Below are 23,770 nucleotides of genomic sequence, written 5' to 3' on the forward strand. Positions count from 1 at the left end.
ATGCGTGACCCTAAAGCGAAATTGGCTCATCTAGACGCTTGTCTGAGCCCTGAAATCGAATACAGAAAATCGGCTGGTTTTGATGAAATTGCCTTAGAAAACCAAGCCGGCGTCGATATTTCGTTGAACAAAATTTCGCTGGATACGGCTTTCTTGGGTAAGAGCTTAAAGGCCCCGCTCATGATCGCGCCGATGACGGGTGGCATGGAGCGTGGTTTGGAATTAAACCGCCTATGGGCAAGAGCAGCCGAGCATTTTGGCATAGCTTTTGGTGTGGGTAGCCAGCGGGTAGCCTTGGAAAATCCTGCTCTCGCGGAAACTTTCAAGGTACGTCAATATGCGCCCAAAGCCTTGATATTCGCTAACTTAGGCGCTGCCCAAATAGCGGGTGGCATGGATTTGGGGACGGTGCAAAGAGCCATCGATATGATCGAAGCGGACGCGCTTTTAGTCCATTTCAATGCGGTGCAAGAAGCTTGCCAAGATGGTGATGTGGACTATCTAGGTGTTCAGAAAAATATGGCACGGTTGTGCGAGCATTTTTCTAAACAAAATTTGCCTGTCCTGGTGCGAGAAGTCTGCTTCGGCCTGAGCCAGGCGGCCGCCAAACGTTTTGTTGATATGGGTGTTTCAGGCATCGATTGCGCCGGCGCTGGCGGGACCTCTTGGGCTAAAGTGGAAGCGATGTGCGCCAAAACCGAGCGCCGTCAAAAAATGGGCATGCGCTTTGGGGAATTTGGCATCCCAACGGTGGATTCTATCCGAAATGTGAGGCAGGTTTCGGCAGATATCCCGCTGATAGCCACCGGTGGTATTCGAAGTGGGCAGGACATGCTGAAAGCCCTGAATCTTGGCGCGAATCTGACCGCCATGGCGCGCCCGATGTTGGTGGCTGCCGATGCCGGCGAAGAAGCTTTATTTGAGTTCATCGAAGATTTACTTTTGGAACTCAGGATTGCCTTATTTGCCACGGGTAAGCCCGGTTGCTAGCGTAAGTTAGCTTTGTTATGTAGGCCTGATGGCTGTTGTCTATACTGCATTAGTTACACCTTTTAATTCTGACGGCTCTGTTGATTTAACAACGTTTGAAAAAAATTTGGATGCTCAGGCCGCTGCTGGCGTAGACGGTGTTTTGGTTTGCGGCTCAACCGGTGAGGGCATTACGCTTTCTGAAGATGAAAAAGAGCTTTTGCTGAAAACGACAGTAAAACGTGTAGGCCAGCACATGGTGGTACTCATGAACGCAGGGCATGTGGATACACGTGAAGCGGTGCGATGGCAGGGTAAATCCAAGGATTTAGGTGCAGTTTCCACAGTTCATGTGACCCCTTGGTATAACCGGCCTACGCCAGAAGGCCTGTATGCCCATTTTGCCCGTATCGCTGAAGTGAATGATTTGCCGATGATTATCTATAATAATCCAGGCCGAACAGCCTGTGATATGTCGGCTGAGCTTATTATCGAATTGGCGTCTAAGTTTAAAAATATTGTCGGCGTGAAAGAATGCAACCTCAATCCGATTCGGCTACACACGTTGCTGGAGAATGCGCCAGCCGGCTTTAAGCTATACTCTGGCGAAGACAGCTTTGTACTGCCGTTGATGGCCATGGGCGGTCATGGGGTTATATCGGTTTGGTCCAATCTGGTGCCGAAACTGTTTGTCGAATTAGTCAAAAATCCTACGCCAGCGCTGGCGGCTAAGTTGGCATTTTTAAGCAATGTCACTTCTAGGCCAAATCCGATTTCGATTAAGACGGCTATGGGGCTTAATGAGTTCCGGTTGCCGTTGTTAGGTTTGGAGCGAGCTGAATGCGAAGAGCTGCTGACGCGAGTGAAAGAATTGCTTAAAACTCAGCAATAACCCCATCTGCACCATCGGCCAGCCACCGTCTTGCGTCTTCTAGACTCTGCGCTGTCCAAAGAACTATTTTGTATCCAGCTGGTGCGCTGGGTATAAGCGAAGGATCTAGGTGAAGCGCGTCTGGATTAAAGGTGGTGGGGATTTGAACGGGTTGGTTTGAGTCAAACAATAGGCCAATCGGGTACGAGACGCCCCAGCCTTCTAATAAAGTCGGATCGAAGCTAGACAGGATAAAGCGGAGTCTGCAGTGCTGATTCATGAGGTCTTCGATAATCGTAATCCAGTGTGAAGCCGGGAAAGGCTGGGACGATTTAAGCTCGATATTAACCACATCACCATTTGGCATACATTCAAGCGTTTGCTGTAAAGTCGGCACGCCGAGCCCGCTCAAATCTTTAGCCGTATGATCCCAGACAAAGCCATGGCCGCTTGTGGTTCGGTCTAGCGTTTCATCATGAATAACCACGGGAATGCCATCTTGGCTTAAAAATACATCGCATTCGATTCCGTCAGCGCCAAGTTCAATGGCTTTCATGAAAGCGTCGATGGTGTTTTCCGTCGCAAGCGATCTAGCGCCGCGGTGGGCTAGGATAAATGGTTTGGTCGGCCAAAAAGTTTGAGTCATGCCGTTAGTCTCGCCAGGTTGGGGTGGGTTTGAAGGTTTCGCTGGCCAGTTTGATGTAGGAAATAATGGGTATGTTTTCGGGGCAGGCTGCTTCGCATTTTCGGCAGGATAAACACGCATCGGTGCCGAAAGGCTTTGGAGATTGTAGCAGCAGGCGCATGGGGCTTAGATTTTCCGGGCAGGCAGCATCGCATAGACCGCAGGTGGTGCAACGGCCGGCTTCGTGGGCGATGGCGCGGAAGGCTTTGGAGACGGGGAGGTGGCCTTCTGGGTAATAGTTCTCTTCGAATCTTTTGGCGCCACGTACTGGGCCAAAGATCCAGAGCTTGGCTAAATAATGGCTAAAGCCGACCCAGGCGAAATAGAGTTGGGCATAGATCCACTTACGTTGACTACGATTGAGCACGGTCGATGATCTTTTCCTTAAATTGATGACCATCGAAGGAGAGCATGCAGAGGCGGTCGTCCTGTTTGGTTAAAATGTGAGCGGGCCTGGTCCACAGACTGGTGACATTTTTCAGGGTTTCCTTCGCGTGTTGCATGTCTAAATCAACGCCATCATGGGTGTGCTCTAGCAAAATTTCCGAGCGGTTTTCGTAATTGGCATCTAGCACGCTGATACTGGGCTGGCCCAAGTTCGTCAAGGATGCCAGCATTTTTTGCTTCACTGCGATAAAGTCTTTGGATTCGATCAAGTATTCTTGCTTCTTTTTGTCATAGCCGTAAGCGAAATAGCCATGCTTTTTGCAGAAGTCGTGGGTGAAGAACTCGTCAATAAAGGTGATGTCGGTGTAGATTTTTCTAACGGAAAAGATCTTTTCACGGCCTAGGCCTAGTTTTTTATCCCATAGACGCCGTTCGGCCATGGAGGTGACTTGCTCCCATTCTAGACCGAATCGACCCATGTTCCAGCGTTCTTCGATATCGCGGAAAAGCTCTAAACCTAGGCGATAGGGGTTTAGTTGGCCTTGCTGCATGGCAACGACGGCTGAGTGGCGGTCGGCAAAGTCCACCACTTCGGAGGAGTCCATGACTTTTTCGGTCATCAGTTTGGAGTGCCAGTAGGACGCCCAGCCTTCGTTCATGATTTTGGTCATGGCTTGGGGAGCGAAATATTGTGCTTCTTCCCAGAGGATGTCGATGACGTCTCTTTGCCAGCGTAGCAAGGGCGCGTGCGTCATGAGGAAGCGGACAACGTCTCTTTCTGGTTGTGCAGGAAAGCGGCGTTGTTTTTCCCGGCGTTCCTTGAGCTGTTTTTTTTGTGACTCCACGAAATCATCTGGGTTGACGTATCTTTCCATGTATTCGCGATTGGACGGAATTTTGAGTACCGGTGCTTCGAGTTCTCTGCCTGGGTCTTCTTCGGTGCCCTGTTTTTTTGAAGTCCGGGTGATGAACGGGGAATGGTAATCAATGCAGTTTTCGAGCGAGAGTACTTGATCAATGAAAGTTTCGACCACTTCCACACCGTACCAGTCCATGTAGCGCCTTATGCGGGTGGCGTGGTTGGCCATTTCATCGATCATGCGTCGATTGGTGTGCTGGAAAGCTAGGTTGTTTTTGAAGAAATCGTTATGTGCGGTGACGTGGCACATGACCAACTTTTGATCGACCATGGTATTGCTTTCCATCAAATAGGCGTAGCAAGGGTCGTTGTTGATCACCATTTCATAGACTCTCGAGACGCCGTATTCATGGGTTTTCGACATTTTGTCGTATTCCATACCCCATTTCCAATGGGGGTATCTCACCGGAAAGCCCATGTAGGAGCCCACCATGTTCATTTCGTCGTAATCGAGCACTTCGTAGAAAGTGGGAAAGAAATCGAGGCCGTAAGTTCTGGCGGCTGCTTCGACTTGGGCTTGCATGACGGCTAACTCTTTGGGCAGTACAGTTTGCATCTATCTTCCTTGCGACAAAAAGTCTTTGATTGAACCGTAAATTCCATCCTTGTCTTTAATTTCGGAGAGCGCGACTTTTTCGTGTGCTTGTAGGTGCTCTTTGAGGTCTTTGATAAACTGGCCGGAGCCGTAGGGGGATTCAACTTGCCCATAGCTGAACTGGTTCACGCTGTTTAAAATGCGGTTTTTCAGAATTCCGACGCATAAGCGGGTGTCATCGACCGACCAGTTATCACCGTCTGAAAAATGGAATAGATAGATGTTCCAATCGTCAGATGGGTAGTCCTTTTCGATGATATCTGCACCGAGCTTATAAGCGGAGCTGATCATGGTGCCGCCGGATTCGCGTGTATGGAAGAAAGTTTCGCGGTCTACTTCTTTAGCGATGGCATCGTGGATGATGTACCTGGACTCGATGCCGTCGTAATGTCTGCGCAGCCAGGTGTCGATCCAGAAGGCTTCGATGCGGACGATTTCTTTTTGTTCTTCACCCATACTGCCAGATACGTCCATCATATAAATGATAACAGCGTTGGATTCTGGCCGAACAATCGGCTTGAAGCTGCGGTAGCGCATATCCTCTTTCATGGGGACGACGATCGGATTGGCTGCGTTGTAAGTGCCAGTAGAAATCTGGCGTTTGAGTGCATTTTTAAACGAGTGCTTAAAGTGCCGCAGGGATTGAGGCCCGGTCAGATGCACGCCTGAATACCGCTGCTTTTTGGTGGTTAGTCGTCTTCTGCCTTTGGGCTCAATACGAGGAAGCTCCAGTTCTTCGCCGAGCATGTCCGCCAGTTCGTTGAGCGAGACCTCCATTTCAAGAATGTGTTCTCCGCCGTCCGCACCTGCTTTGCCCTGACCCCCCTCACCGTCTTCTTGCTTTTTTGAGACCGGATCACCGACTTCACCTTTGCCCTGAGCAACCCCCCCGGATCCTGCAGAGCCATATTTGAACTTGGGCAAGTCGATCTGGGGCAGGGGGACGGTGATTTTGTCGTCCCCTTGCTTTGAGATAAACTCGCCGTTTTTAATGTAGTCTTTGAGATGCTTTTTGATGCGCCCACGGATAATGTCTTTGAATCGACTGTGATCGCCAGATATCCGTAGGCTCATAGTTAATCTCTCTTCGCATCGCCGCGCGCAAAGATGCTGGCGACAAAGTTTAAGACATCGGTCGCGCTTTCTTCGTTATAACCGTAGTTTTTGATCAGACGCTGCTTCACAATATCGATCTTTTCCTGAGTTTCTCTGTCCACCACATTGGACACCATGGTGGTTAACTTAATGGTGTCTTTTTGGTCTTCAAATAGCTTCAGTTCCAGAGCTTTGTGTAGACGTTCATTGGTGCGATAGTCGAACTTTTTGCCCTCAACCGCCAGCGCGCCAATGTAGTTCATGATTTCGCGTCTGAAATCGTCTTTGCGTGATTCTGGGATATCGATTTTCTCTTCGATCGACCGCATAAGTCTTTCGTCCGCTTCTTCATCTTGGCCGGTGTATTTATTTCTGACGCGCTCTTTCTGTGTATAGGCCTTAACGTTGTCTATGTAATTGGCACAGAGCTTAGAGATCGCGTCTTCATCGGCTGAGATCGCTCTTTGGACTTCGTTTTTAACGATATCTTCGTATTCTTGGCGAACGATCTGCAGTAGATCTATGTACTTTTTCTTTTGGTCATCACTGGTAATCAAAGAGTGTGTTTTGAGACCGTTTTCCAGTTCGTTCAGCACCATGAACGGGTTGATGCTGGTTTCGCTTAGATCGCTTACCAGGGCGTTGGAGATTTTGTCTTGGACGTATCTGGGGGAGATACCTTCCATACCTTCTCGGCCCGATTGTTTGCGGAGTTCTTTGACAGTGTCTTCGGTGAATCCTGCCAGGCTTTTACCATCGTATAACTTGAGTTTTTGCAACAGGCTGAGGCTGTAGCCTTTTGGCGCTTCTAGGCGGGTTAAGATTGCCCACATTGCTGCCATATCTACGGTATGCGGGGCGATGTGTTTGCCTTTGATGCGTTGGTTATTGTAATCGCGCTCGTAGATGCGTTTTTCTTCGGTCAGCTTGGTGATGTAGGGGATATCGATTTTGACCGTTCGATCCCGGAGGGCTTCCATAAATTCGTTGGCAACCAGCTTTTTGTATTCGGCTTCGTTGGTGTGGCCGATGATGACTTCGTCGATATCGGTCTGGGCGAACTTCTTGGGCTTGATTTTGTGTTCTTGGGTCGCGCCTAAGAGGTCATATAAGAAAGCGACGTCCAATTTTAGAATTTCGATAAACTCGATCACACCGCGGTTAGCAATGCAGAATTCGCCGTCGAAGTTGAACGCTCTTGGGTCTGAATCTGAGCCGAATTCGGCGATTTTGCGGTAGTTGATGTCACCGGTGAGTTCGGTCGAATCTTGGTTTTTTTCGTCCTTCGGTTGGAAAGTACCAATGCCAACGCGGTCTTTTTCGCTGAGCAACAAGCGTTTGACCCGCACATGGGCCATGACTTTCATCATGTCCCCTTTGTAATGCTCCATGAGCAGTTTAAAGATATGACGACTGGCGGGGTTTAAATCACCTTTGATGCGGGCAAGCCCGAGTTCTTGACAGAGGCGGTCTCTGATGTCGCTGGAAAGTAGTTTGAGTGGCTCTTCATGCATCGGATCGGGGATAACCGCTTGTCCGCCCGAAACTTCGGTAAGCTCTTTGGGGATATGCCATTCGAATGAATAAAGGCGCCCTTCGTCTGTTTTGGAGTAGCGTTCCAGCCCTTTTTTAATGAGACGAGCGATGGTTGACTTAGCCGAACCGACCGGTCCGTGCAGTAAAATAACTCGCTTTTCTGTGCCGTAGCCTAAAGAAGCTGATTTGACCACGTTCACTAGGCGCATGAGGGGGACGTCTAGTCCGAACACGGCATCTTTGCCATTTTCGATGGGGTCCTCGAAAAAGCTATAGTGAACTAGCTTCTTTTTGGAATCGATGTATTCGGTTTTGCCGAAGGACATCATCATGTCATAAAGGCGCTGAAAGGAAGTGCGGGTAATTTTTGGATCGTCTTTGACCAGCTGAAGATATTCGTCGAAAGATCCTTCCCAGTGGAGATTTTCATATTCTTTCCGCTCGCCGGTAGAAATGAAAGACCTCAGGATTGAATCGGTATCGCCTATCGCTTTATTCCTCATGGTCAGACTGTAAGCTAGGCGTTTAGGGCGGGTCAAGTTCACTTGCCAAGTTTTATCTCCTATGCCAAACGGTGCATTCATGCAGCCTAACGATTGGATTTCATCTCGAGATGGGACGAAGCTTTATACCAGAAGTGCTTTCGTTGATAATTCTAAAAAGGTTGTGGTGCTGGTGCACGGCTTCGCGGAGCATCTTGGTCGTTATGCCGATTTGATCGCGCAACTCAATCGGGCTGGTATCAGCGTGTTTGCGGTCGATTTAAGAGGCCACGGCCGATCGCATGGGGCGCGCGGTTATATTGATGACCTGTCGCAATACGAAGACGATTTAGATGCAGCCATGGAAGCCGCGCGAACTCGGACCGGCGTTCACATGATCACCATTGTGGCTCATAGCATGGGTGGGTTAGTGGCTAGCTGTTATGCGGCAAAAAAGCCCCAAATGTTGTCAGGTTTAGTGCTTTCATCCCCGTTGTTCGCAATTGCGGTTAAAGTTCCGTACTGGAAAGCTAAGCTTGGCCAAATCATGTCTTCTTTGCTGCCGGCCTTTGCCCTACCAAACACCTTGGACGCGGCGCATCTGACGCATGACTTGCTCAAGGTAAGGGCATATCAGGATGACCCGCTGGTATTTAAATATGTAAGGGCCCGCTGGTTTGAGCGTGTGTCTGCGATTACACCCGAAGCGCTCAGCCTGGCGGGACAAATTCAGATCCCTCTGCTATTGCAACTTTCGGCAGAAGATTATGTGGTAGATTTTGAAACGAGCAAACGCTGGTTTGAATGTTTGACTGGAATTGATTGTACTTTAAAAATTTATGAAGGATTTTATCATGAGATCTACAATGAAGTGCGAAGAGAAGAGCCCATCCGAGACATGCTCGAGTGGCTTGCCCGTCACTGAAGTGAAGTTCTCCAAGAAAATCGTCGATCTCATTCCGGTGATGCGTTTTCGCATTTTGAAAAAGAGCGAGCTACTATTTAGGCTCCGCGGGAATGGTCTCTCCAAGTCGATCTTTTAATCGATAGGAGGATTTCATCATGCCAATTTCAAATGTTTTCAACGCAGTGGTTGAGCAAAAAGGCGAACGTAAACTCAATGAGCTAGATGCCCAAACCCTGATCGAAGCGGCCAAAAACGAAAATCATCAATCTGAAACCGACAAAACCATCGGTACCCAAGCGCTCAACGCCCTTTTAGATCAACACAAAGATCGTTTCGAAATCGGCGCAAAAGCTAGAGTTGCGGGCTGGGTGGAAATGAATGGGAAGCCAAAAGCGCCTGTAATTGATGTTGGCTAATTGATTCAAAAGATATCGGCCAAAATTCGCCGATTGATAATAAGAATCCTGGCATCCGCCGGATAACGGATGACCAGGAGATTTTCATGCCAGTACAGTCAGTTTATAATGAATCAGTCAGGGCACACAACGGTCATGTGACCGATGATGATGCTAAACGTTTAATCGATGCCGCTAAGAAAGATAACAAAGCCGGCTCAAGCGGCTGGCTCTGCTGCTCAGTCGAAGGCAGTGATGGCACCGAGGGGTTGATCGATGTTTATCGATCCCACGAAGATCAGTTTGAGCCAGAGGCTAAGAGACGAATTTCTGACTGGCTTGGCAAGCATCGGGTCGAAATTGCCGGCGGTAAAGTCTTGTGCGATGAAATCGCGCGACATCGTACTTGGCAATGCAATTGGTTTCCAATGGGAATCAGGTGGAACAACCCAGGGGCCAATTTGTATCTTCCAGGTGGCCCTTGCGACAAGTATGATCAAGCTACCGGTAGCAAATGCCGTGCTTATGAAAACGAACACCATAACACCTCGAATGGCGGTGTGACTTGGGCTGGTCATTGCGATATGGCTGCTCGAATTTGCTCATTATTAAAACAGCCGATTCGTGATGTTACCTATAATGGCGTTGTCTTTACACAAAACGACATTCAAGGCCTTTTGGTGATGGTGAGTAACGATCTGGCTGATCCGGAAGAAAAATTCATCGGCTTTAGAAATAACGGCAACGCTGGAGACGACCCATCAGAACCGTATCCGCATGTGTTGATGCCTGAATTGATTAAGTTGGCAGAATCAAGAGAGCCTTATGTCGCTGACGTTGATCCAGGCGAGGCTGTTTGGAATTACGCTTACGATAAGACCAAGATCACTGAGTTTGACCGGCCTCAAAACGGATTGGCTCGCATGCATCCATCTCATGGCGGCAAGATCCGGTATCAGACTTTCGATTTAAGTGGCACCGGCTATGATGCTGAAATCAGACACTTTAACTCTTGGATTGAATACGGAAGCGATGGCAAGAAATTGGCCAGTGGTTGGTACAAAACATCTGCAGACGGCAAGAACAACTTCGATTTCGTCTGGCAGCCAAAAGCCAAAGGCAATCTAAGCCGTAAATCAACCTGGCCGACCACCTGTACCTATAACCCACAGGTCAATCCCCAGGAAGTTTACGAAATTTACATGCGCTCTATCTAAAAACAACTACATGAAATCTTCGGCAGCTCTCGATGGGAGCTGTCGAAGAAATAAATGCTGCTTGGGATAGTTATACTTCAATGAATTCGGAGTTACAATGAACGGAACGTCGTTGTTAAGATGTATTGTGATTTGTTTGTCGTTAAGCGGTTTTGCATATTCAGAAGCAAAACAAGGGTTGCCACTTTGGTATTGGAGGCAACCAGCATTTACAAATTTTGGCGATTATCTTTCGTTGAAAATCGTTGAACGCATGGTTAATAGACCTGTTCGGGTTTACAACCGGCGGCCGGCTAATAATGATAAAAAGTTGCTAGCCGTTGGCTCTATCCTGTCTTTCGCCGATACGGGCGATGTGGTTTGGGGCTCAGGCATTAACGGCAAACTGCTGGCTAAAAAGGCATATGGCTTTCGATCATTGGAGGTCCGCTCAGTGCGTGGTCCTTTGACCCGAAAGTTTTTGAAAGATGAATTTGGCATTGATGCTCCAGCGATCTATGGCGATCCGGCTCTGTTGGTGCCTAGATTGTTTCCTGAGTTTAGACGCAAAGAAAAGCCTGCGAATCGCTATTTGTTTATCCCGCATTACTCCGAGATGCATCGATATCCCAAAGATAAGTATCCAAACGTTATCTATCCGACAGATCCTTGGAACGAAGTTATTGAGGCCATTACTGATAGCGAGCTGGTTGTTTCGAGTTCGTTGCATGGTGTGATTATTGCTGAGGCATTTGGCATACCGGCTAGGATGATCATTGCGGATAAAGAACCCCTGTTTAAGTACCAGGATTACTACTTGGGCACCGGACGGGCTGATTTTAATGCTGCGTTAAGTGTGGAAGAGGCTGTCCGCCTTGGCGGTGAGCCGCCCATTAAAATTGACCTGCAAGCGCTATACGATGCTTTCCCATTCGAGTATTGGCAGTTGAATGAGAACGGCTAAAATTTTTCTTTCTATTTACGTCGCTGTATTTGGTTTAACCTCTTCGGCATTTGTTAATTTTGAACACGAAATGCTCTCTGATTTTGTGAAGGAAACAAAACAAATCGAAGTGCCAGGATTCCCTGATGCTTTTAATCCCTCCATTGTACGATGGCATGGCGCGCTGCTCATGAGTTTTCGCACGGGACACTATGAGCTTGCATCTGATTGCGAAGAAGATTCTTTTCTCATGAGTTTTCGATTCCGCAGTGGGGCCGACCTTTCTACCAATAACATTGGGTTGGTATTTTTGAACCCTCAGTTTAAGCCGGTTGGACCAGTCCAGGTCTTAAATATTTCATACAAAGACTCAAGTATCGAGGCCCGGCAGCAAGATCCAAGGCTAATTTCCATCGATGGCAAAATTTACATGGCTTACAGCAACATCATTGCTGGCAAAGAGCAACCAGAAATTCGACGCATGTTTGTGGCGGAGTTGATCCATAACGGCAGAGAGTTTGAAGTATCGCCACCAGTATGTTTAGCGAGCTTTGAGGGCCAGAATGAACAACGTTGGCAGAAGAACTGGGTGCCGTTTGAACATCTTAAAACTCTCAAGATGGCCTACAGTATTGAGCCGCATCTAATTTTAGAACCGAACATCACCACGGGTGATTGTCAAACCGTTGCCAAAACAAAGATAGAGAAACTTGAGTGGGATTGGGGTGTGCTCAGAGGCGGAACACCTGCGATGCGAATTGGAAGCGAATACCTAGCATTTTTTCACTCATCGAAAGAAATGAAGACCGCACATTCCGATGGCAAAAAAATTCAGCACTATTTTGCAGGCGCTTATACTTTTGACAAGGATCCGCCATTTCGCGTGATCCGCGTGAGCAAACAGCCAATCGTAGGCAGGAATTTTTACGAAGGATTGGAGCATAAAACTTGGAAACCCGTACGGGTGGTTTTCCCGGGAGGCTTTGTAGCAGATGAAAAGCATATTTGGATGTTTTATGGGCGGCAAGATCACGAAATTTGGGTCGCAAAATTGGATAAGCATGAGCTTTATCAGAGCATGCAGTCTGTTTCTAAGCCTTTGGACGATTTCTAGTCCTGGGGCAGCGTACGTTGTGGATGTTGAACGCGAATATGCCGATGGCGTTGTGATTGCGTCGCATCAAATCCACATTCCTGGATATCCAGAAGCCTATAACGGCTCGATTGTTCGATGGAACAACGAGCTGCTGATGACTTTTCGCATAACGCCAGATCGCAAAGATAAGTTTAAGTCATTTATCGGCATCATTAAGTTGAACAATCAGCTGGTTCCGGTGGGCCACCCACAGATGTTGCATATTCGGCAATATGTGGCGCCGGGGCCATGTCGGGCCGAGGATGGACGTTTGATTGTGGTGGGGACGCGTCTTTACCTGGTTTATAGCGATAATCCGTATGAAAAAGTGAATCGCGGCGGATTTAGATTATATGTATCTGAGCTGCGCAACATTCATGGCAAATTTGAGGCAGCGTATTCAGAGCGAATCAGCTTTTTTGAGGGGGAAGATTATAATATTCGAGAGAAAAATTGGACTCCGTTTGAGTACCATGGCCAATTGCTTTTGGCCTATAGCATCGAGCCTCACCGTGTTTGTCGCCCGCGCTTAGATGGCTCTGGGTTATGTGATAATTACACACTGAGTGCCCACAAATCAGGTTGGAGTTGGGGGAGCGTTCGGGGGGGTAGCAGCGCACAGAAAGTAGAAAATCAGTTCTTAGGATTCTTCCATTCCTCGAAGCAGTTGGCCAGTACGCAGTCGGCAGCCAAACCGATGCTGCACTATTTTATGGGGGCTTATACCTATGATGCCGAGCCTCCGTTTGAACTTAGAGAGATTAGCCAGCGTCCGATTGTTTCGGATGGGTTTTATCAAGGGCCCGATTTTGTGCCGTATTGGAAGCCGATTAAGGCGGTGTTTCCGTGTGGGTATATTTTCGATGAACGGTTTATTTGGGTTTCGTTTGGCAAGGATGACCATGAGATTTGGATTGCCAAATTGGATAAGGCTAAGCTTTTTCAGAGTTTGGTTGTCGTGAAGTAGGAGAACTGGGTCCCGGCTCGGTGGCCGGGACGACAGTGGAGGCTTAACTTAGCGTGTTACGGCAACGGTTACGTAGTCTTCGTTTGGGAATGCTAGACGGTATGTTCCAGCTGCAGTTGGGGTGAAGTAGCCGTTGAATACCCCGTCATAGGCAATATCGTCGGGTGCTTGACCAATGTCGTTGGTGAGGCCGGTACTTGGAACACCAGCGACTTGTACCGATTTGGCGCAGTTAATTTTCATTAGCGATATTGGTAGCGATTGACCTACGCGCATGCTGATTGAGCTGCTCAAGGGCAATAAGCGTCCTGAGACCAGCTGATTGTTGCAGGTAAATGAACCTTGGCCATCGGTATCGGTGATTCGGATGCGGCGTCCTGACATGGTGGTATTTTTGGCGGCTGCGATCGGCTCTCCGCCGGCGATTACTAAGTTTTTAATGCTAATCCAATCTAAAGAAGAGTCGTTGGATTTGAGGAGCGCGGCAAGCCCTGTGACATAAGGTGTGGCCATGGATGTGCCGCTGAGGTAGTTATATTTGCCGCCTGGAACGGTGCTGAGAATGTTAACACCAGGTGCGGCAACTAAAACAGAGCGCTTGCCATAGTTCGAGAAAGAAGCGAGCCCGTCTTTGTTATCTGTGGCTGCCACGGTCACCACGTTGCTTGAGATAACGCTGGCGGGGAAGGTTGGATTCACATCATTGTTATTGGAGGCATTTGCTGCGGCAGCGAAGAAGAGAATGCCCAGATTCCTATGAACTTTCACGGCATCGGTAAATGCTTTCGAACTTAAGCCACCACCCCATGAGTTGTTGGTCACTACGACTTTGACCGGGTTGTTGACGCGGTTAGCAAGCGCTGCGAAATAGTTCATGCAGGTGAGCGCTGCTGCTGTGTCACCACTGCCGTTTGCATCAAGGAACTTGCAACCGATCATTTTTACCTTTTGGTTGATTCCTGTGATGCCAACGCCATTGTTGCCAACTGCGCCGATGATGCCTGCCACATGGCTTCCGTGCACGTTGTCATCCATCGGATCGCCGTTGTTTTTTACTGCGTTGTAACCATGGACGTCATCGATGTAACCGTTATGATCGTCATCGATGCGATTGCCCGGTATTTCAAGACTGTTAGTCCAGACATTTTCTCTTAAATCGGGATGGGTATAATCGATACCGGTATCAATGATGCCGACCACAACTTCGCTGTTGCCCGAGTTTCGGTCCCAGCCTTCTGGACCGTTCATGTCTGCGTCAGTATAGCCGCCGGATTGACCCAGGTTGTTCAAAGCGAACTGGTATTTGTAATATGGGTCGTTTGGTGTGGATAGCGCATGCAAAACATAGTTGGGTTCGATATAGTCGATGGTTGGATGGTTTTCGTAGACAGCAACCGCTTGAGCGCTTGAAGCGCCTGCGGCAACTTGGATCAATTCTAGGCCAGTCGGATAATCATAGCGTTTGACCGTGCTGGTTTTGGCTTGTGTATGGATGGCTGCTGCGACTGCTGCGCCGGAAGCGCCTGCTTGGCCGAGCTTTCTTTTAATCAAGAAACTGCCAGGTACAACTTGCACTGGTTTCGCAATCAATGGCGGCACTGGATCGGCAGGTGGCGGCCCGACCTGGGCTTTAGCAGCCAGTGAAATTAATAGCAATGGAACAATATAACTTAGTTTAAGCATATCCCCCCCTCAAGGAATAAAAAAGTTAAGAATCGCAGTTCTCTTAACTGCTGTTAATAGGATACAATGAACTTAAGTTTGAAGTCCATCATGCAGCGTATAATTTTTGAGGGGAAATTTGGCGGGGTGAACGGGACTTGAACCCGCGGCCTCCGGCGTGACAGGCCGGCGCTATAACCAACTTAGCTACCACCCCTACCTTTAAGAAAAAGCAGGAGTTGCTCTTGTAGGCGAGCTGGGATAAATCTGTCAATAGAGGAGTATGAAATATGCAGGTATCAGTAACGTTTCGTCATTTGGATCCCAGCGAGCCTCTCAAACAACACGCTCTAGATAAAGCAGCTCATATCAAGAAATATTTGGATGATGCGGCCCATGTTCATGTGGTTTTAAGCGCGGAGAAGTTGGTAGAAAGGGCAGATGTTCAGATTGCCTCACACGGTATGATGATGCGCGGGAAAGAAGAATCCAGCGATCTCTATAATTCAATCGACCGTGCGTTTGAAAAAATTGAAACTCAAGTTAAGCGCTACCGCGACAAATTAGCAGGACATAAGCCTCGCGAGGGTGCACGTCTGAAGGTCAAGTTCAATACCTTCGGTACCAGCACGCCCGAGGAGCAGACCAGTCATTTGCCTAAAAGTATTATTGAATCCAAGGAAGTTGAAGCGAGACCGATGAGCATCGAAGAAGCCAGCATGCAGATGGACTTGTTAGACAGCGAATTGCTCGTCTTTTTGAATGTCAAAACAGAACATTTAAATATTCTCTATCGGAAAAAAGGCCGGCACCAGTACGGCTTGATCGAGGCACTTTGATCGCGTTATCTGGATTATCGGGCGCGGGAAAATCAACCGCTGCCAAGGCTTTGGAAGATTTAGGCTATTTCGTCGTTGATAATCTTCCAGCCGAACTTTTGCTTAAATTTGCTGAGCTTGGTCAAAGAGGGCATGAAACCAAGCCTTTGGCTTTTGTTATTGACGCCCGTGAAGCGGAGCATCTTACCCAGTTCACGGCTCATTGGAGCACTTTAAAAGATGGCGCCCTGTGGTTTTTGGAAGCCAGCGAGCAAACATTGGTTCGCCGTTTTCAAGAAACCAGGCGTCCTCACCCGATTGATAAGTCTGGACAAGGAATATTGGCCAGCATCCAGACCGAACGTGCGCTATTGGCGCCGCTTCGGAGCGTGGCGGATCGGGTGATCGAAACGGATTCGTTAACGCCCCATCAGCTGCGTGCAGAAATAGGCCGTTTGATAGGCGCGCCTACGAAATTGCTCACGGCTGTGCGTCTGATTAGCTTTGGTTTTAAACACGGCTTGCCGCAAGAGTTGGATTTGTGCTTGGACGTGAGATTTTTAGAAAACCCCTATTTTATAGAAGGACTCAAAGAGCAGACTGGCCTAGATCAAGCCGTGAAAGAGTTTGTGCTCTATGCGCCAAAGACCAAACCGTTTTTGGAGAAAACCCTCGAATTGCTGCGGTTTTTGATTCCCTGTTATCAATCTGAAAATAAAACTTACCTCACCATTGCCATTGGATGCACGGGTGGTAAACATCGCTCGGTCGTATTGGTTGGTGAAATGGCCCGGCAGCTTGAGCGCTATGGCTACCCAGTCCAGATCACGCACCGAGACTGTCAAAAATGAAATCGCTTCTTTTAATACTGATTCTCGGCCTCGGTTGCAACTCGAAGCCAGAGATAAAGCCAACCTACCGCCAGGCTGAGAAGTTATTTGAGCAGCAAAAATTTATTGAGAGCGCTGGCTTGTTGTCTAAACTCTTAGACGCAGATCCGAGAATGCCCGGCGCGCGAAATTTGCTTGCCCGCTGTTTCTTTTTTCTGGGAAACCCAGACAGAAGCGTGGAAGAGCTGCAATTCGTTCTCGCCAATTCCGCCCCGGCCAGCGAAGAGAATCTGGATGCGCTTTTTCTGCTAGGCGCGGTAGCGCTTGAAGCGCCGAATGTTTCCGAGAAAAGCCAAAAAATTGGCCTGCATGCCTGGGAGCTTTACTTAAAGGTCGCGCCCAAAAGCCCTCTGCATGAAAAAGTTGTGACTGGCCTTTCTGAGCTCAAAGCTTTTGAAAATCCGCAAAAGGCAACAGATTTAGCAAGGGCTTATGTCAAAAACAGCCAGGCCTCCAAAGCCCTCACGATTTTTGCTCGCGTTTTAAAGAAGCATCCGTCCTACGTGCCTGCCTTGCACTATCAAGGCATGGCTTTTATCATGTCAGGCCAGCCCGCCTTGGCTGTTCGAAGTTGGCGCCTGGTGATGGAAAAAGACCCGGCGTATGCCAAGAAATTTAATTTAGATAAACGCATTCAGGTAGCACAGCAATTATGACCGAACACTTAGAGACGCTGGAAGGTTGGTACAGCCTTCATGATTTTAGAACCTTTGACTGGGCAAGTTGGGGCCGACTAAGCAGGCCTGAACAACAAAGTATCCATGAAGATTTTATGATGGTTTGGAAGCGCTATGACGCTTTTAATCAAGACAAAACCGGCGCCTTTGGATTTTACGAAATCTTAGGACACAAGGCCGATTTTTTAATCTTAAACCTACGCAGTGACACTCACGTTTTGTCTGAAGCAGAGCATTTGTTTCAGCAAACCAAGTTGGCTGGTTTCATGAAACCAGCTTACTCATATGTTTCTGTGGTCGAGCTCAGTAATTACGTCCATTCAACGGGCAATAAAAGCCCTGAAGCCGAAGCCATGATTGCGGCGCGCCTAAAGCCTGTTTTGCCAAAGTCTGCGCATGTTTGTTTTTACCCTATGAGCAAGCGCCGTGGGGAAAAAGAGAACTGGTACAGCGAAAGCCTAGAGGAGCGCCGCCGCATGATGCGCGATCACGGCATGACCGGGCGTGGCTACGCCGGCAAAGTGGTGCAGATGATCGGCGGCTCGATTGGCCTAGATGACTGGGAGTGGGGCGTTACGTTGTTTGCTGAGGATCCGCTCGTTTTCAAGCACATTGTGACAGATATGCGCTTTGATGAAGTGAGCGCGCGCTTTGGTGAATTCGGCGCATTTTATGTGGGCAATCGACTGGGTCCAGATAGGTTCCATTGTCTAATGCTCGGATGAGATTTTTCATGATCTAAAATGCAAACTGCTGCCGTATCTAGGTTGAAGTGTTTGCCTAAACTTGCGGGCTGCTTGATCCAGGCAAGCATGATCATTCGAATCATGTGGCCGCTTGAAAAAATTAAGATGTTAGCGGTCGAATCGCTTGCCTTGGAAATAACGCCATGTGCTCTGGCTTCGACTTGCGCGATGCTTTCGCCGCCTTGGGCGCCGTGGTCGAAAATGTTCCAGCCTGGGCGGGTCTGATGGATTTGGGCGCTGGTGAGGCCTTCATAATCGCCATAGTCCCACTCGACCAGCTCTGGCATGATCTCAGCGCGACTACTAAAACCTGCCAGTTCGCAGGTTTCTCTTGCACGCTTTAGCGGGCTACACCAAACAGCTGCAAAATCGATGCCCGAAAGTAAATCCTGGGCGTTCACTGCTTGGCTACGCCCATTTTCGGTGAGAGGCAGATCGGTCAGACCTGTGTGTTTGCTGGCTAAGCTCCACTCGGTTTCGCCATGTCGAACTAAATAGATCATCACATTGTTTAACATACCAAAAATTTGCTAGTCTTTTGGTCATGAAGCAAACCAAATTGTTAACGCTGTTGATGCTGCTGCTGATTTCCGCTTGCCCAAAGACAACAAGATCGGAGGTTGAGAACCTCCCAGCGCCTCTGAGCGCCGATCCTCAAGACTCGGATGATGCAGGCGACCCAGGCGTTCCCGCTAACGCACCTTAAAAGCCGACATGACCTGACGGCCACGCTTGGTGTTCAGTTTCATGTCGAAGTATTCAGGGTATTTTTCCAGTTCTTTCAGCGTTGTTCGCATGCCGAGTTTGGTGCCAGGGTAATCGAGTTCAAGAGGCAACTCAACATCTTCGCAATGATTGCGCGGGTTGATCGCATTGCAATATCTTTTGGTGGGTTCTTCGCAGCTTCCGGCATAAGGATTCATAACGGAAGACACCCAGTTTCTTTTAATAATATGCGTCATGACGGAGCCCGAATGCTTCATTTTAGGCCAAACAGCGTCTCTTAAGAAAAGCTCGTCATCGCCGTAGTTTAGTCGGTAAGGAAAGAACGAGATAAAATCTTTCAGGTTGGTAAAATCGCCATGACCCGTATGCGAGCCTCCCCACCAACTGGCAGTGAGGGGCCCCAGGCAAATTGGGATCAGATGCGCTCGATGATATTGATGTTTGCTCGCCATCCATTCACCAATGGCAAATGCTTCCGCCCCGGTCATAATCCAGTCCGCGTCTCTGAGCAGGTATCGTATCTTTTGGCCTTCCGGCATAGGTTCTGCGGCAATCATAAAGCGCCAGAAGGTGGCGTCTTTGGTGGCTTTTTTAAGGCCGTTGTCTACGAATACAATTTCGCAGCCCGCATCAGCTAAAGCTTTGATTTGATAATCCAAGAGTTCGCCTTCTAAAGGCATGTCTTTGAAAACACCGAATGGATTACGCTTGGGCACATAAACCCTCGGTGTAAATGTTTCGAGTCCCCAAATCTCATCTTGGATATGATTGACTCGCTTCAAAGTTTTGAAACTTTTCAAAAAATCTAAGAGGCCTTGATAATAAATCGGGTTTTGTCCAAAAAGGGAAAAAGCAATTACCCGTGCTTCTTGAGGGCTTTTCCAAAAAGCCTGTTGTGTAGAGATGGGCAAAGGCGAAGTATGTTCTAAATATTGGTACTGCCAAATGTCCACTTGAGGGCAGTACGGTTGGCAGTCTCCGCCAGATCTATCGTCGTAATAAAGGGTGTGATCGTATGCACCATGTACCCGCGCCGGCAGGATAGGCTTCACAATGCTAAGAAAAGGATTATGCCTTCCTCTGCGCCCAATATCGGCATCATTAGAAACAGTAAAACAACCCACGATGCTAATTAAAAGCAATGAAAAGATAAAAAATTTCATTAAATTTACTGTATGGTTGAGCATTAAAAGGGTCAATGGGGATTGTTTTTTCGTGTGGTATCGGCAACTGTGAGGGCCGGTAAGGAGCTTTAGTATGTCTCGCGAAGACCAGATAGAAGTTGATGGAACGATTAGGGAAGTGCTGCAAGGCGGTATGTTTAGAGTCATGCTCGAGAATGGCCACGAGGTGTTGGCCTATACCTCCGGAAAGATGCGTAAACATTTTATCAGGATTGTGTTAGGAGATAAAGTACGTGTGGCGTTGTCGCCGTACGATCTCACGAAGGGAAGGGTGATCTTCCGTTCGAAATAGGTTTTTCAAAGGAGGAATTTTTACCATGACTCAGAAACGCCAAATCTTGTTGCAAAACGCCTTGGCCCTGCTTTGCGAAGCACAACGGCGGGCAGCTACCTTGAAAGATGAAACCAGCGAAGAAATCAAAGACTTGATGCACAAAGTCAGCCATCAAGCCAAAGAAGGCGCTGTCACACTCGTTCACTATTGGCATGACAACAAAGAACACCTGCCCTCGAAAATGACTTCGGAAGTCGACCGCTTGCTCCACAAAATGGGCCTCGTGAAAGCGACTAAAGCGCCAGCAAAAAAAGCAGCCCCTAAAAAAGCCGCTGCGCCAAAGAAAAAAGCACCGGCTGCCGCCAAAGCGCCAGTAAAAAAGGCTGCCCCGGCTGCTAAAAAGGCTCCTGCTAAAAAAGCACCAGCCAGAAAAGCATCCCCCTCCAAAACAACACCTCCCGCTGAAATCTCAGCGTAACCTCACCCCGGGCCCCTCTCCAGTAACTGGAGAGGGGAGAAATAGGCTATAGGTTTCTCATGAGAGCTTTTGAGATTCAAACATTTGGGCTTGATGGGCTTAAATTAGTCGATTTGCCTGCGCCGCCGCCCGTAAAACCCACCGAAGTGCTGGTCCAAATTAAAGCCGCATCGCTCAATTTTCGAGACCTGATGATGGCTAAGGGGGAGTACAACCCTAAGCAGCCGCTGCCGCTGATACCACTCTCAGACGGCGCAGGTGAAGTGATTGCCATCGGTAGCGAAGTTACCGAATTCCAAGTTGGCGATAGAGTGGCCGGTATTGTAGTCCAAGAATGGCTATCTGGTCATCCATTAAAAGCCTTCACCAAAACCACTTTAGGTGGCCCCTTAAACGGCATGCTGTGTGAGAAACGCCTATTTCCCGAAAGCGGTTTGGTTAAAATCCCTGAACATCTCAGTTTTGAGGAAGCGGCTGCACTGCCTTGCGCGGCATTAACCGCTTGGCGCTCTCTTTTTGTCGACTACACCATGAAGCCTGGCGAGCGTGTTCTGCTTCAAGGTACCGGCGGCGTTTCTCTCTTCGCCCTTCAGCTCGCCAAGCTGGAAGGCGCCCATGTCACTATTATCTCAAGTTCAGACGACAAGCTCGCCAAGGCCAAAGAGCTAGGTGCAGATGCGTGCATTAACTATAAAACAACGCCCGAATGGTCGAGGGGCGTGCAGGTCGATTTGATATTGGAACTCGGTGGCGCTGCCACGCTGGCGCAATCTATCAAGGCAATCCGTCCAGGCGGACAAATTAACCTCATCGGCCGCTTAGGCGGTGGCAAAACGGAAATCGACCTCGTCCCCATTTTTATGCGCAACGTGCGCCTTCAGGGCATTTTCGTCGGCAGTCGGGAGGATTTCCGCGCGATGAACAATGCGTTTAATCTGCATAAAATTCACCCGGTGATTGATCGTGTTTTCCCCTTTGAACAGTCTGTAGAAGCATTCAAATACTTAGAGTCCGCTCAGCATATGGGCAAAGTGGTGATTAAATTATGAAGAAAGTAATAAAGACCCAAAGTGCCCCAGCTGCCTTGGGCCCGTACTCTCAAGCAATTAAAGCCGGCGATTTGTTATTCGTATCCGGCCAAATCGACTTGACCCATGAGACGGTGGCTGAGCAAACCCAGCAGTTGTTGAAAAACTTAGGCGCCATTTTAGATGCCGCGGGCATGGGTTATCATCACGTGGTCAAAACCACCGTTTTTTTAAAAGACATGAATGATTTCCAAACCATGAACGAAGTCTACGCGACTTTCTTCAAAGAAGATCCGCCAGCCAGATCGACGATCCAGGTCGCGAGACTACCCAAAGATGTGCTGGTAGAAATCGAGGCGATCGCCTCTCAAGGCGCTTAGCTGTAGCCAAAACGCGCAGACGCAAAGCAAAACCAAACTCTTTTTTAACATCTGACCCGGTTTTTGCCTCGGCAAAGCCCTCACGCCAATAGCGAGCAGCGCTATCAGCGCAGTTGGCCAGCTCGGCCTCATCGAGAAAATAAACAGACTTAAAATAATCCCCAGATGCGCTTCACAAAACTCCAGCGCATCCAAAGTTTCAAACCCCGTTTTCTGGGTAATAAACGGAATCAGCATCAAGGCAAAAGCCGAAACATACAAAGCCGCCACAAAATGAATCAAGGCATTCTCCCGAAAGCAACAAACAGTTGTCCCGCAGTGTAACCCTTCCGCTTACCGCGGCGCAAAATATGATTAAGCCGCGCCCCGCTTTGGGGGTCGGTTTGCAGATTAGGACTTTTGAGATTCATGCGCGAGCGCACGATCATGCCGCTGATATGATGTATAAACAGGACGGTGCCATCAGGCAGCACTTCTTCCACAAACCCGATATGCGCGAGCTCTTTGCTATCGCCTGCATTGAAGAAAATCAGATCCTTGGGCTTTGGCGCTCTAGTGTCTAATTGCCCGTTTTTTTGCACATAGCGGTACATATCGTCCGTGCTGGAGGCGTTCCCAAGCCAAATACCACCTGCATCGTAGATCGCTCGAACGGTACCGGAGCAGTCGGCGCGGTAATCTTTGCCACCGAGTTTGGCGTGGGATTTGCCAACGAGTTGCTTGGCATACACAACCGGATCCTGCCTGCCTGGCAATGTTTGCTCAATGCGCGTGAGGTATCTAATGGACGGGCCTTTCACTGAACAAGCGCTGGTCAGCAAAATACTGAGCAGGGCCGCCTTTTGCAGCAAGGTTTTCACCGCGGTTGATAAGCCGATTTGATTCAAAGCACTGCGCTTAATCCAATGGGCTGAAGGTCGTTCAGCAATGTCCATTGGAATCAGTTTAGCATGGAGGTGAAGATTTCTGTGAGTGAGGGTGCGCTTCACGGTTAACGTGCTCTCAAATGGCTCGCACAGCGGTGGAGCATAAAGACCTTTAAATAGGCCGGTGCTTTGATTTTTTTCCAGCCAAATATGATCGTTGTTATAAATGAGCTCGCAATAAACATCGAGTCTGGTTTTCTCAGGCTTTTTCATCAAAACTGGCAGCTGTTCAATGGTATTGTGTTGACGTGCCAAACAGCTGCTTTGAAATGGACATGACGCGCAGTCAGGTCTTGAAGGCTTGCAAACCGTTGCGCCAAGCTCCATCAACCCTTCTTGCCAAAGCAAAGGGCTTCTCGCTTTCTCGGCAAAGCTCAAACTTAAGCTTTCAAAATGCTTTTTGCCTGGACCATCGCCCCAGCGGGTGCGGTCGTTTAATAGGCGAGATAATACCCTGGCAATATTGCCATCAACCACCGGCGCTGGCTTATCGAGTGCAAACGCCATGATGGCGCCGGCGGTGTATGAGCCCACGCCTGGCAGGGTCTGTAAAGTTTTATAATCCGAAGGAAATACGCCTGAATACTCGCTGTAGACCAGCTTGGCCGCGCGATGCAGGTTGCGTGCTCTTGAATAATAGCCAAGTCCAGACCATAGAGATAAGACTTCATCTTCTGAAGCGGTCGCTAGATCTTGAACGGTAGGAAATCGGTGGGTAAATCGAAGATAATAGTCGATCACCGTCGCCACCTGGGTCTGCTGCAGCATGATCTCTGACAGCCAGACGCGATAGGGCGTTCGGTTTACGCGCCATGGCAAATCACGCTGATGCGCCTTGAACCATCTTTTTAATAAGATGTCTTGTTCGTGGAAGTTGTCAAAAAAAGTCATATGAGATA

The 23,770-nt window shown here is 48.6% G+C and carries 27 protein-coding genes and 1 tRNA gene; 17 read left to right on the forward strand and 11 right to left on the reverse strand.

The genetic code is table 11. The features are described 5' to 3' along the window. Both fni and dapA read left to right on the forward strand, forming a co-directional pair. Complete coding sequence (gene fni / locus V4534_07005) at window positions 1-990, forward strand: type 2 isopentenyl-diphosphate Delta-isomerase (protein MES2504608.1); 990 nt, start codon at window positions 1-3, stop codon at window positions 988-990. A 28-nt stretch (window positions 991-1,018) separates the two neighbouring features. Continuing rightward, on the forward strand, window positions 1,019-1,861 hold the full coding sequence (gene dapA / locus V4534_07010) for a 4-hydroxy-tetrahydrodipicolinate synthase (GenBank protein ID MES2504609.1): 843 nt from the start codon (window positions 1,019-1,021) through the stop codon (window positions 1,859-1,861). On the opposite strand, the gene V4534_07015 is transcribed toward dapA, so the two are convergent. From V4534_07015 to V4534_07035, 5 genes are read right to left on the reverse strand one after another with little or no spacing between them, the layout of a single operon-like run. Continuing rightward, entirely contained in the window at window positions 1,845-2,486 is a 642-nt protein-coding gene (locus tag V4534_07015; protein MES2504610.1) for a glycerophosphodiester phosphodiesterase family protein, read from the reverse strand. The two genes, dapA and V4534_07015, sit on opposite strands and share 17 nt — an antisense overlap. Before the next feature lie 4 nt (window positions 2,487-2,490). Further along, window positions 2,491-2,892, reverse strand: coding sequence for a 4Fe-4S dicluster domain-containing protein (locus V4534_07020; GenBank protein ID MES2504611.1), 402 nt, complete (start codon window positions 2,890-2,892; stop codon window positions 2,491-2,493). Then, window positions 2,879-4,387, reverse strand: a complete 1,509-nt coding sequence (locus V4534_07025) for a SpoVR family protein (protein ID MES2504612.1) — start codon at window positions 4,385-4,387, stop codon at window positions 2,879-2,881. Before V4534_07025 ends, V4534_07020 begins: the two co-directional genes overlap by 14 nt. Then, window positions 4,388-5,500 carry a DUF444 family protein gene (locus tag V4534_07030; GenBank protein MES2504613.1) on the reverse strand — a complete coding sequence of 371 codons (1,113 nt, stop codon included), beginning with the start codon at window positions 5,498-5,500 and terminating at the stop codon, window positions 4,388-4,390. A 2-nt stretch (window positions 5,501-5,502) separates the two neighbouring features. Then, window positions 5,503-7,560: a serine protein kinase gene (locus V4534_07035; protein ID MES2504614.1), complete on the reverse strand. Its 2,058-nt coding sequence runs from the start codon at window positions 7,558-7,560 to the stop codon at window positions 5,503-5,505. A gap of 79 nt (window positions 7,561-7,639) precedes the next feature. Here V4534_07035 and V4534_07040 point away from each other — a divergent pair, with 79 nt between their 5' ends. The 6 genes from V4534_07040 (at window position 7,640) to V4534_07065 (ending at window position 13,082) form a co-directional block, all read left to right on the forward strand. Then, window positions 7,640-8,464: a lysophospholipase gene (locus V4534_07040; protein ID MES2504615.1), complete on the forward strand. Its 825-nt coding sequence runs from the start codon at window positions 7,640-7,642 to the stop codon at window positions 8,462-8,464. Window positions 8,465-8,601: 137 nt separating this feature from the next. Continuing rightward, window positions 8,602-8,862: a hypothetical protein gene (locus V4534_07045; protein MES2504616.1), complete on the forward strand. Its 261-nt coding sequence runs from the start codon at window positions 8,602-8,604 to the stop codon at window positions 8,860-8,862. A gap of 86 nt (window positions 8,863-8,948) precedes the next feature. Continuing rightward, a complete protein-coding gene (locus V4534_07050) occupies window positions 8,949-10,058 on the forward strand; it encodes a hypothetical protein (protein MES2504617.1) in 1,110 nt (369 codons plus the stop codon). A gap of 97 nt (window positions 10,059-10,155) precedes the next feature. After that, window positions 10,156-11,001 (forward strand): polysaccharide pyruvyl transferase family protein, encoded by an 846-nt coding sequence (locus V4534_07055; GenBank protein MES2504618.1) that lies wholly within the window; start codon window positions 10,156-10,158, stop codon window positions 10,999-11,001. Continuing rightward, window positions 10,988-12,094, forward strand: a complete 1,107-nt coding sequence (locus V4534_07060; GenBank protein MES2504619.1) for a hypothetical protein — start codon at window positions 10,988-10,990, stop codon at window positions 12,092-12,094. Before V4534_07055 ends, V4534_07060 begins: the two co-directional genes overlap by 14 nt. Beyond that, window positions 12,042-13,082: a hypothetical protein gene (locus tag V4534_07065; GenBank protein MES2504620.1), complete on the forward strand. Its 1,041-nt coding sequence runs from the start codon at window positions 12,042-12,044 to the stop codon at window positions 13,080-13,082. Before V4534_07060 ends, V4534_07065 begins: the two co-directional genes overlap by 53 nt. A gap of 48 nt (window positions 13,083-13,130) precedes the next feature. On the opposite strand, the gene V4534_07070 is transcribed toward V4534_07065, so the two are convergent. Further along, on the reverse strand, window positions 13,131-14,765 hold the full coding sequence (locus V4534_07070) for a S8 family peptidase (protein ID MES2504621.1): 1,635 nt from the start codon (window positions 14,763-14,765) through the stop codon (window positions 13,131-13,133). A gap of 119 nt (window positions 14,766-14,884) precedes the next feature. Next, window positions 14,885-14,961: transfer RNA gene (locus V4534_07075), tRNA-Asp, on the reverse strand. A gap of 73 nt (window positions 14,962-15,034) precedes the next feature. Here V4534_07075 and raiA point away from each other — a divergent pair. Genes raiA through hemQ form a run of 4 tightly spaced genes read left to right on the forward strand, consistent with a single transcriptional unit; the run spans window position 15,035 to window position 17,854 of the window. Next, a complete protein-coding gene (raiA, locus tag V4534_07080) occupies window positions 15,035-15,583 on the forward strand; it encodes a ribosome-associated translation inhibitor RaiA (protein ID MES2504622.1) in 549 nt (182 codons plus the stop codon). Then, a complete protein-coding gene (rapZ, locus tag V4534_07085; GenBank protein MES2504623.1) occupies window positions 15,580-16,413 on the forward strand; it encodes an RNase adapter RapZ in 834 nt (277 codons plus the stop codon). The genes raiA and rapZ overlap by 4 nt, the downstream gene beginning before the upstream one ends. After that, window positions 16,410-17,108 carry a tetratricopeptide repeat protein gene (locus V4534_07090; GenBank protein MES2504624.1) on the forward strand — a complete coding sequence of 233 codons (699 nt, stop codon included), beginning with the start codon at window positions 16,410-16,412 and terminating at the stop codon, window positions 17,106-17,108. The genes rapZ and V4534_07090 overlap by 4 nt, the downstream gene beginning before the upstream one ends. Next, window positions 17,105-17,854: a hydrogen peroxide-dependent heme synthase gene (hemQ, locus tag V4534_07095; protein MES2504625.1), complete on the forward strand. Its 750-nt coding sequence runs from the start codon at window positions 17,105-17,107 to the stop codon at window positions 17,852-17,854. Before V4534_07090 ends, hemQ begins: the two co-directional genes overlap by 4 nt. On the opposite strand, the gene V4534_07100 is transcribed toward hemQ, so the two are convergent. Beyond that, window positions 17,800-18,393, reverse strand: coding sequence for a histidine phosphatase family protein (locus tag V4534_07100; GenBank protein ID MES2504626.1), 594 nt, complete (start codon window positions 18,391-18,393; stop codon window positions 17,800-17,802). The genes hemQ and V4534_07100 overlap by 55 nt on opposite strands. A gap of 26 nt (window positions 18,394-18,419) precedes the next feature. Between V4534_07100 and V4534_07105 the strand changes: the two genes are divergently transcribed. Next, the gene (locus V4534_07105) at window positions 18,420-18,581 is read left to right on the forward strand and encodes a hypothetical protein (GenBank protein ID MES2504627.1); all 162 of its coding nucleotides are present in this window, start codon (window positions 18,420-18,422) and stop codon (window positions 18,579-18,581) included. On the opposite strand, the gene V4534_07110 is transcribed toward V4534_07105, so the two are convergent. Continuing rightward, window positions 18,568-19,764, reverse strand: a complete 1,197-nt coding sequence (locus V4534_07110; protein ID MES2504628.1) for a hypothetical protein — start codon at window positions 19,762-19,764, stop codon at window positions 18,568-18,570. The two genes, V4534_07105 and V4534_07110, sit on opposite strands and share 14 nt — an antisense overlap. Window positions 19,765-19,858: 94 nt before the next feature. Between V4534_07110 and infA the strand changes: the two genes are divergently transcribed. From infA to V4534_07130, 4 genes are read left to right on the forward strand one after another with little or no spacing between them, the layout of a single operon-like run. After that, window positions 19,859-20,077, forward strand: a complete 219-nt coding sequence (infA, locus tag V4534_07115; GenBank protein ID MES2504629.1) for a translation initiation factor IF-1 — start codon at window positions 19,859-19,861, stop codon at window positions 20,075-20,077. A gap of 25 nt (window positions 20,078-20,102) precedes the next feature. Continuing rightward, window positions 20,103-20,537: a hypothetical protein gene (locus tag V4534_07120; GenBank protein MES2504630.1), complete on the forward strand. Its 435-nt coding sequence runs from the start codon at window positions 20,103-20,105 to the stop codon at window positions 20,535-20,537. A 59-nt stretch (window positions 20,538-20,596) separates the two neighbouring features. Then, window positions 20,597-21,586, forward strand: coding sequence for an NAD(P)-dependent alcohol dehydrogenase (locus V4534_07125; GenBank protein ID MES2504631.1), 990 nt, complete (start codon window positions 20,597-20,599; stop codon window positions 21,584-21,586). After that, a complete protein-coding gene (locus V4534_07130; GenBank protein MES2504632.1) occupies window positions 21,583-21,945 on the forward strand; it encodes a RidA family protein in 363 nt (120 codons plus the stop codon). Before V4534_07125 ends, V4534_07130 begins: the two co-directional genes overlap by 4 nt. On the opposite strand, the gene V4534_07135 is transcribed toward V4534_07130, so the two are convergent. Then, window positions 21,892-22,227, reverse strand: coding sequence for a hypothetical protein (locus V4534_07135; GenBank protein MES2504633.1), 336 nt, complete (start codon window positions 22,225-22,227; stop codon window positions 21,892-21,894). The genes V4534_07130 and V4534_07135 overlap by 54 nt on opposite strands. Further along, on the reverse strand, window positions 22,224-23,762 hold the full coding sequence (gene mutY, locus V4534_07140) for an A/G-specific adenine glycosylase (GenBank protein MES2504634.1): 1,539 nt from the start codon (window positions 23,760-23,762) through the stop codon (window positions 22,224-22,226). The genes V4534_07135 and mutY overlap by 4 nt, the downstream gene beginning before the upstream one ends. Between the last annotated feature and the right edge of the window lie 8 nt (window positions 23,763-23,770).

It is taken from the genome of Myxococcota bacterium, assembly GCA_040387835.1.
Classification (GTDB): Bacteria; Myxococcota; UBA727; order UBA727; family JABDBI01; genus JAZKCZ01.

What these genes read in the sequence shown, in the direction of transcription:
- fni (MES2504608.1), top strand. Translation starts at nt 1, where the DNA reads ATGCGTGACCCTAAAGCGAAATTGGCTCATCTAGACGCTTGTCTGAGC.
- dapA (MES2504609.1), top strand. Translation starts at nt 1,019, where the DNA reads ATGGCTGTTGTCTATACTGCATTAGTTACACCTTTTAATTCTGACGGC.
- V4534_07015 (MES2504610.1), bottom strand. Translation starts at nt 2,486, where the DNA reads ATGACTCAAACTTTTTGGCCGACCAAACCATTTATCCTAGCCCACCGC.
- V4534_07025 (MES2504612.1), bottom strand. Translation starts at nt 4,387, where the DNA reads ATGCAAACTGTACTGCCCAAAGAGTTAGCCGTCATGCAAGCCCAAGTC.
- V4534_07030 (MES2504613.1), bottom strand. Translation starts at nt 5,500, where the DNA reads ATGAGCCTACGGATATCTGGCGATCACAGTCGATTCAAAGACATTATC.
- V4534_07035 (MES2504614.1), bottom strand. Translation starts at nt 7,560, where the DNA reads ATGAGGAATAAAGCGATAGGCGATACCGATTCAATCCTGAGGTCTTTC.
- V4534_07040 (MES2504615.1), top strand. Translation starts at nt 7,640, where the DNA reads ATGCAGCCTAACGATTGGATTTCATCTCGAGATGGGACGAAGCTTTAT.
- V4534_07045 (MES2504616.1), top strand. Translation starts at nt 8,602, where the DNA reads ATGCCAATTTCAAATGTTTTCAACGCAGTGGTTGAGCAAAAAGGCGAA.
- V4534_07050 (MES2504617.1), top strand. Translation starts at nt 8,949, where the DNA reads ATGCCAGTACAGTCAGTTTATAATGAATCAGTCAGGGCACACAACGGT.
- V4534_07055 (MES2504618.1), top strand. Translation starts at nt 10,156, where the DNA reads ATGAACGGAACGTCGTTGTTAAGATGTATTGTGATTTGTTTGTCGTTA.
- V4534_07060 (MES2504619.1), top strand. Translation starts at nt 10,988, where the DNA reads ATGAGAACGGCTAAAATTTTTCTTTCTATTTACGTCGCTGTATTTGGT.
- V4534_07065 (MES2504620.1), top strand. Translation starts at nt 12,042, where the DNA reads ATGAGCTTTATCAGAGCATGCAGTCTGTTTCTAAGCCTTTGGACGATT.
- V4534_07070 (MES2504621.1), bottom strand. Translation starts at nt 14,765, where the DNA reads ATGCTTAAACTAAGTTATATTGTTCCATTGCTATTAATTTCACTGGCT.
- raiA (MES2504622.1), top strand. Translation starts at nt 15,035, where the DNA reads ATGCAGGTATCAGTAACGTTTCGTCATTTGGATCCCAGCGAGCCTCTC.
- V4534_07090 (MES2504624.1), top strand. Translation starts at nt 16,410, where the DNA reads ATGAAATCGCTTCTTTTAATACTGATTCTCGGCCTCGGTTGCAACTCG.
- hemQ (MES2504625.1), top strand. Translation starts at nt 17,105, where the DNA reads ATGACCGAACACTTAGAGACGCTGGAAGGTTGGTACAGCCTTCATGAT.
- V4534_07100 (MES2504626.1), bottom strand. Translation starts at nt 18,393, where the DNA reads ATGTTAAACAATGTGATGATCTATTTAGTTCGACATGGCGAAACCGAG.
- V4534_07105 (MES2504627.1), top strand. Translation starts at nt 18,420, where the DNA reads ATGAAGCAAACCAAATTGTTAACGCTGTTGATGCTGCTGCTGATTTCC.
- V4534_07110 (MES2504628.1), bottom strand. Translation starts at nt 19,764, where the DNA reads ATGAAATTTTTTATCTTTTCATTGCTTTTAATTAGCATCGTGGGTTGT.
- infA (MES2504629.1), top strand. Translation starts at nt 19,859, where the DNA reads ATGTCTCGCGAAGACCAGATAGAAGTTGATGGAACGATTAGGGAAGTG.
- V4534_07120 (MES2504630.1), top strand. Translation starts at nt 20,103, where the DNA reads ATGACTCAGAAACGCCAAATCTTGTTGCAAAACGCCTTGGCCCTGCTT.
- V4534_07125 (MES2504631.1), top strand. Translation starts at nt 20,597, where the DNA reads ATGAGAGCTTTTGAGATTCAAACATTTGGGCTTGATGGGCTTAAATTA.
- V4534_07130 (MES2504632.1), top strand. Translation starts at nt 21,583, where the DNA reads ATGAAGAAAGTAATAAAGACCCAAAGTGCCCCAGCTGCCTTGGGCCCG.
- mutY (MES2504634.1), bottom strand. Translation starts at nt 23,762, where the DNA reads ATGACTTTTTTTGACAACTTCCACGAACAAGACATCTTATTAAAAAGA.